We start from the raw sequence: 6,305 nt of genomic DNA on the forward strand, positions 1-6,305 counted from the left end.
GCGGGCGGCGCGGGGCGGACGGCGGGGCCGACGGGGGGCAGGCCACGCAGGACGCGCGCCTCGTTGTACGCGGTCAGGGAGACCTCGGCGAGCGCGTCGGACTGGGTGAGGACATCGACGTCCCGCGAATCGACCGGCGCGTAGGACCGCACCTCGACGCGGACCACTGACGGCACGATGCGCGGCCGTCCGTCCTCGTCCGGGTTGCTGTCCAGCGCGTCGAAGTTGGAACGGACGACGAGTGCCTCGTACTGGTCCACGACGCGGTCGGGGTGCTCAAGGAGCAGGTTGTCGAGGTACTCCCCGACCGTGGCGCTCTGTCCCCTGCCGACGTCCCGCAGCCGCTGCTCCAGCGGGTTGCCGTCGAAGGGGACGGCCGCGACGAAGTCCTGCGCGAGGACGTCCGCCTGGTCCTCCAGGAAGGCGCGGGGCACGGGGCCGAGCCCGGCGCGGACGGCGGCGAGGGAGTCGCGCGAGGTGGCGGCCGTCCAGTCCTTCGGGTAGTTCGCGCCAGGGGCGCGGCCCCGAAGCGCCGCTACGACCTGGGCGAAGCCGAGGGTGAGCACGCCGACGAGGTCCGGCGCGTCGAAGGCGGTGACCTGCGCGCGCTGTGCGGGGTGTGCGTCGATCCAGCGCGCGAATCGCTCGCCGCCCCTCTCCCCGTACGCGATCGCCCGGTCGCTGTCCGCGTGCGCGGCGCCGAGCGCCTGACCGGCGGCGGGGCGCATCCGGCCCCGAACATGGCGGAGGAGGGGCACGAAGCCGGAGAGCGGGACGGCCACCGTGTGGTGCACGAGGATCTGCGCGGACGGGTTCTCCTGGAGCCACAGCTCCGCCGCGTCGTCGTCGACGACGTACCCGTGGGACGCGGGGAAGACGCCCGGGAGGCGTGTGCTGCCGACGGCGTGTGTGATGCGGTGGAGCGAGTCGAGGAAGGCGTTGGCCACCGCCTCGGGCTCGGCCCGCCCGTCGGGCGCGCCGTGGACCAGGGAGCGGGTGGGGGCCGAGACGATCTCCAGGACCGGCTGGCCGCCCGCACTGTCGAGGGTGATGTCGAGCAGGCCGGGGACGTTCACGATCTGGTCGTATGTCTGGTGGCTTTCCCCCCGGGGCAGTCGCACCCGCATGAGGTGGACCTCCACCTCGAACCCCCGGGCGGGGCCGTAGCCCTCGGCCTCCTGCTGGTGCGGCGGTACCGGCACCAGCGGCCGGGGGCTTAGCCGGCCCATGTCCCGAATCGAGCGCCGGGTCGCGGGGGCGGCGGCGGTCAGCGCCGTGCCCCGGTCCACGACCGCCTGGCCGAGGCGCGCGATCGCCTCGTCGCGCGCGCTCCTGCCGCTCTTGGAGTCCTTCCACGCCGTGATCGCCTGAAGCACCCGCGTGCGGTGCGTGGCCTCCTGCTCGCCGCCCCAGCCGTTGACGAGGGCCCGTACGGCCAGATCCACCGCCTGGAGCGGTTCGGAGCGGCGGGAGCTGCCGGACTGCCGCACCCAGTCGGTGATGATCTCGGGCGGCGTCTGCCCGGCGGCCACCGCCGGTCGCGCGTTGATCACCGGGCCGAACGGGCCGGCGTCGCCCAAGGACGCCTGCCCGGGAGCGAGCGGCGCGAACCGCACCTCCTCCGAAGCCGGCGGCACGGAACGCGTCCCACGGGACGACTGCGCGGGGGTGTCGGGGGCAGGAGTGGTCGTGGTGGGAGGCTGCTCCACCGGGTCGGGGGTCTGCTCCACCAGGGCAGGGATCTGCCCGGAATCGCCGGGAATCGGCTTCAGGGCGCCCGGAACGGGCCTTTCCGTCCCGGGCGTCGGCTCCACGAGCTCGCCCACCGGCTCGCCCACCTCAGGCGTCGGCTCCACACCACCCACAACCGGCCTGCCCGTCACAGGGGTCGGCTCCACCACATCGCCCACCGGCTCGCCCACCTCAGACGTCGGCTCCACACCACCCACAACCGGCCTGCCCGTCACAGGGGCCGGCTCCACCATGTCCGGGGTGATCCTGCCCTCCTCGGGGGCCGGTTTCGGGGACACGTGTCCCACGGTGCCCGGTTCGTCGCGTACGGGGCCGCTGTTCGTGGCGTGGTCCGACGGCGCGGCCCGCTTCGCCGCCTGGATCTCCTCAAGACGCTCCTGGAACTTCCCGTGGAACGCGCCACGGTCGCCACCCGGACTCCAGGCGGCCTCCGCCCGCTTGCCCCAGTCGGCGGCCTCCTCCAAGGACATCCCGGAATCCCGGCCGAAGTCCCGCACGCCCTGCCCCCACTGCTCCGGGGTCCGCTGTGCCACGCGCTGGTCGATCTCACGGTCCAGGAGACGGCTCGCCACCCCGTCCTCGACGCGACTCCATCCGTTCTCGTCCCCGTGCATACGCGCCTCGCGGTACGCCTGGCCCCACTGGGCCGCCTCACGCGGGCTCAAGCCCTGACCCCGGACGTACCGCTCCATCGCCTCGCCCCACTGCTGAGGCGTCACCCGCGCGACCCGCTCGCGCTGGAGGTCCCCGGACCCGGCGTACGGCCTGCCGTCGCCGGTCAGCTCGTGGACCCCGTGCCGGTCCCAGTGCGGCACGCCCTGGCCACGGCCGAGGAGCCCCTGATCCTGCAACAGCCCCTCGTAGACCTGGTGCCCGGCCGGAGCAGGGGCAGGGGAGTCGTCCGCCACGGCCGGTTCCGGCTTCGTGTCCTCGGTCCGGCCGCCGGGCGCGTCACGGTCCGGGGCGGGCGGCGTGGTCGTGACGGGCGCGTCGGTGCTCTCGTGCTCACCGCGCGGTACGCCGCCCGGTTCCTCCGTACGCGCGGGCGCGGACTCCGTACCGGCGTCCTTCTCCCCCGTGACCTCGGGGTTCTGCGCGTTCTCGCCCTTACCCTCGCCCTGCTGCTTCGCCGCCTGGATCTCCTCAAGCCGCTTCTCGAACTTCCCGTGGAACGCGCCACGGTCGCCGCCCGGGGCCCACGCGTCCTCCGCGCGCCGGCCCCAGTAGGCCGCCTCGTCCGGGGACATGCCGCGATCCAGGGCGTGGTCCCGTACTCCCTTCCCCATCTGCTCCGGGGTGCGCTGCGCCGTGCCCTGCTCGATCTCACGGTCCAGGAGCCGACTCGCCACGCCGTCCTCGACGCGGCTCCACGACGTCTCGTCCGTGTGCATACGCGCCTCGCGGTACGAGTCGCCCCAGAAGGCCGCCTCACGCGGACTGAGGCCCTGTGCCCGCGCGTACCGCTCCATGGCCTTGCCCCACTGCTGGGGCGTCACCTCGTCGACCCGGTCCCGCTGGTGCTGCGCCGTACCGGCCAGGGAATCGGCCCCGCCGGTCCGCCCGTGCACCCCGTGCCGGTCCCAGCGCGGCACGCCCTGGCCACGGCCGAGGAGCCCCTGATCCTGCAACAGCCCCTCGTAGACCTCGTGTCCGGCCGGAGCCCGCGACGTCTCCGGCTCCTTCACCGGCTGGGGAACGGGGGCCGGGGCATCCTTCTCCGCTACCGGAGCGGGCGCGTCCTCGCCCGCCGCCGGAGCCGGCCTCGTGTTCTCGGTCCGGTCGCCGGGTGCGTCGCGCTCGGGGGCCGGAGGCGTGGTCGTGGCGGGCGTGCCGGTGGTCTCGCGCGTGCCGTCCGGTGCCGGTGTGTTCTCGCCCGTGCCCCCACCCTGCTGCTTCGCCGCCTGGATCTCCTCAAGACGCTCCTGGAACTTCCCGTGGAACGCGCCACGGTCGCCACCCGGACTCCAAGCGGCCTCCGCCCGCTTGCCCCAGTCGGCGGCCTCCTCCAAGGACATCCCGGAATCCCGGCCGAAGTCCCGCACGCCCTGCCCCCACTGCTCCGGGGTCCGTTGTGCCACGCGCTGGTCGATCTCACGGTCCAGGAGACGGCTCGCCACCCCGTCCTCGACGCGACTCCATCCGTTCTCGTCCCCGTGCATACGCGCCTCGCGGTACGCCTGGCCCCACTGGGCCGCCTCACGCGGGCTCAAGCCCTGACCCCGGACGTACCGCTCCATCGCCTCGCCCCACTGCTGAGGCGTCACCCGCGCGACCCGCTCGCGCTGCGGGCTCGTGGTCTCGGAGCGGAGGTTCCCCTCGGGGGAGAACTCGTGGACCCCGTGGCGGTTCCAGCGGGGCACGCCCTGCCCCTCGCCGAGAAGGCCCTGCCCCTGCAACAGCCCCTCGTAGACCTGGTGTCCGGACGGGGCCTGCGGCGTCTCCGTCCCCTTCCCTGGCTGGGGAGCGGGCGCCGGGGCGTCCTCCGCCACGGCCGGTGCGGGCCTGCCGCCCTCGGTACGGTCACCACCCGCGTCGCGCTCCGGGACGGGAGGCGCGGCGGCGGTGTCGCCGTCCCTCCTCACCGGGACCGGGGCGGTGTCGTCGCCGTTCTTCGTTCCCGGGACCGGGGCCGCGTCGTCGCCCGTACGGGCGGGCGGTGCCGTGTCCGCCGGGCCGGTCTCCCGGGCCGGGGCGGGGCCGCCGTCCGCGTCAACGCCCTTGTGCTCGTTGATCGCGTCCCACAGGTCGCCGCGCCCCTTGTCGTTGATGGCGCTCCACAGGTCCGGACGGCGCGACGGCTCGGGGTACGCGGTCGCGACCTGTACGTTCTTCGGCTGCTCGGGGACGAGACCGTCGTCCCCGCCCAGGAAGCGCCAGGAGCCGTCCCCCAGCTCGTCCTGGTCCGAGTCGCGCCCCGCGCGCCTGTCGCGGAAGTCGTCCTCGCCACCCCCACTCCCCGTACGCCTGTCCCGCGAGCCGTCCTCGCCACCGCCACGCCCCGTACGCGTGTCCCGCGAGCCGTCCTCGCCACCCCCACTCCCCGCGCGCCTGTCCCGCGAGCCGTCCTCGCCACCGCCACGCCCCGTACGCGTGTCCCGCGAACCGTCACCGCCGCCCCGGGTGCCGCCGGGGCGGTCCCCCGGGGTCGTCGCCACGCCGTCCGACACCTCGCCGCCGGTCTTCGGGCCGCTCGTGACGTCCGGGCCCGCCGAGGCGGAGGTGTCGAGGTCATGCGGCACGTACGCCGAGTGGTCCAGTTCGTCGAGGCGTGCGTCGAGGTCGTGCTCGACGCGGGCCAGGGCGTCCTTGTCGCCCGAGGACTCCGCCTCCTCGAAGCGGTCGAACCAGTTCTTCCGTTCGCCGGGCGTCATGCGGACGCGGTCGCCGCTGCCGACCCCGGTCTTGGCCCGGTCCTTGTTCCACGCGTCGATCCACTGGTCGCGGCGCGCGTCCGTGACGGCCTCGTTCCAGTCCGAGCCCGCCTTCGCGCGCGCCCCCGGGTCGCCGGAGGCCGCGGCCTTCGCCCACTGGTCGGAGAGCTGCTTCGCGTCCTCGCCCGGTACGCCCTGGTCCCGCGCGTACTTCTCCATGGCGTCCGCGCGCCTGTCGATCCACTCGGGGCTGTCCGGGACCGGTCCGCGCGCCGCCTCGTCCAGTTCGTCGAGGCGCTTGCCGTAGTCGTGCTCCGCCTGGGTCACGGCGTCCTTGTCGCCGGAGTCCTCCGCACCGGCGAAGCGCTTCTGCCAGTCCTTCAGCTCCTCGTGCGGCATCTTCCCGCGGCCCCCGCCCGCGCCCTTCCCGCGCCCGGCCCGGTCCCCGATCCACTCCTTGAACTGCTGGTCGCGGCGGGCGTCCCCCACGGCCTCGTTGTACTTGTCGACCGCCTTCTGGCGGGCCCCCGGGTCGCCCGACAGGCTGTCCTTCGCGTACTGGTCGGAGAGCTGCTTCGCCTCGGGCGCGGGTACGCCGTGGTCGCGGGCGTACTTCTCCATCGCGTCCGCGGTCTTCGCGATGCCCTCGGGACTGTCCGGGGACGGCTTGCTCTTGACGCCCTCCAGTTCGTCCATACGCGCGTCGTACGCGTCCTCGACGCGGCGCTGTGCCTGCTCGTCGCCCGAGGCGTCCGCGTCCGCGAAACGCTTCTGCCAGTCCTTCAGCTCCTCGCGCGGCATCGGGGTGCGGCCACCGCCGCCCTTCCCGGCCGTCGTCTTGGAACCGTCGGCGCCGTCCGCGCCGGAGCCGTCCTGGCGCCGCCCGCCGCCCGCCGGGGGCGGGGCCGAGTGCGTCTCGTGCGCGCCGCCGGGGCGGGGGGTGGTGGACCCGGGCTCCTCACCCGGCGGGGTCGTCCGCGGGTGCTCGTCCGTCCCGGGGCGCTGCCCGGGGGCGGGCATCTCCGCCGGATCGTGCGATCCGGGCCGCTGTCCGGGTACGGGCGTCTCCGCGTGATCGCCCTGCCCAGGACGGGCACCGGGGCGCGCCCCGTCCCGCGTGCCGGGTCCGTCCGTGGCGCGCCCGCCGCCGCCCGGCGGTACCGCGCCCTGCTGCTCGCCGCC

The 6,305-nt window shown here is 74.9% G+C and carries 1 pseudogene; it reads right to left on the reverse strand.

Going from position 1 to position 6,305, the window contains the following annotated elements:
- Positions 1 to 6,143 (reverse strand): annotated as a pseudogene (locus GA0115234_RS10690) (hypothetical protein); the annotation flags it as partial.
- Between the last annotated feature and the right edge of the window lie 162 nt (positions 6,144 to 6,305).

Source organism: Streptomyces sp. DvalAA-43 (assembly GCF_900091725.1).
GTDB lineage: Bacteria > Actinomycetota > Actinomycetes > Streptomycetales > Streptomycetaceae > Streptomyces > Streptomyces pulveraceus.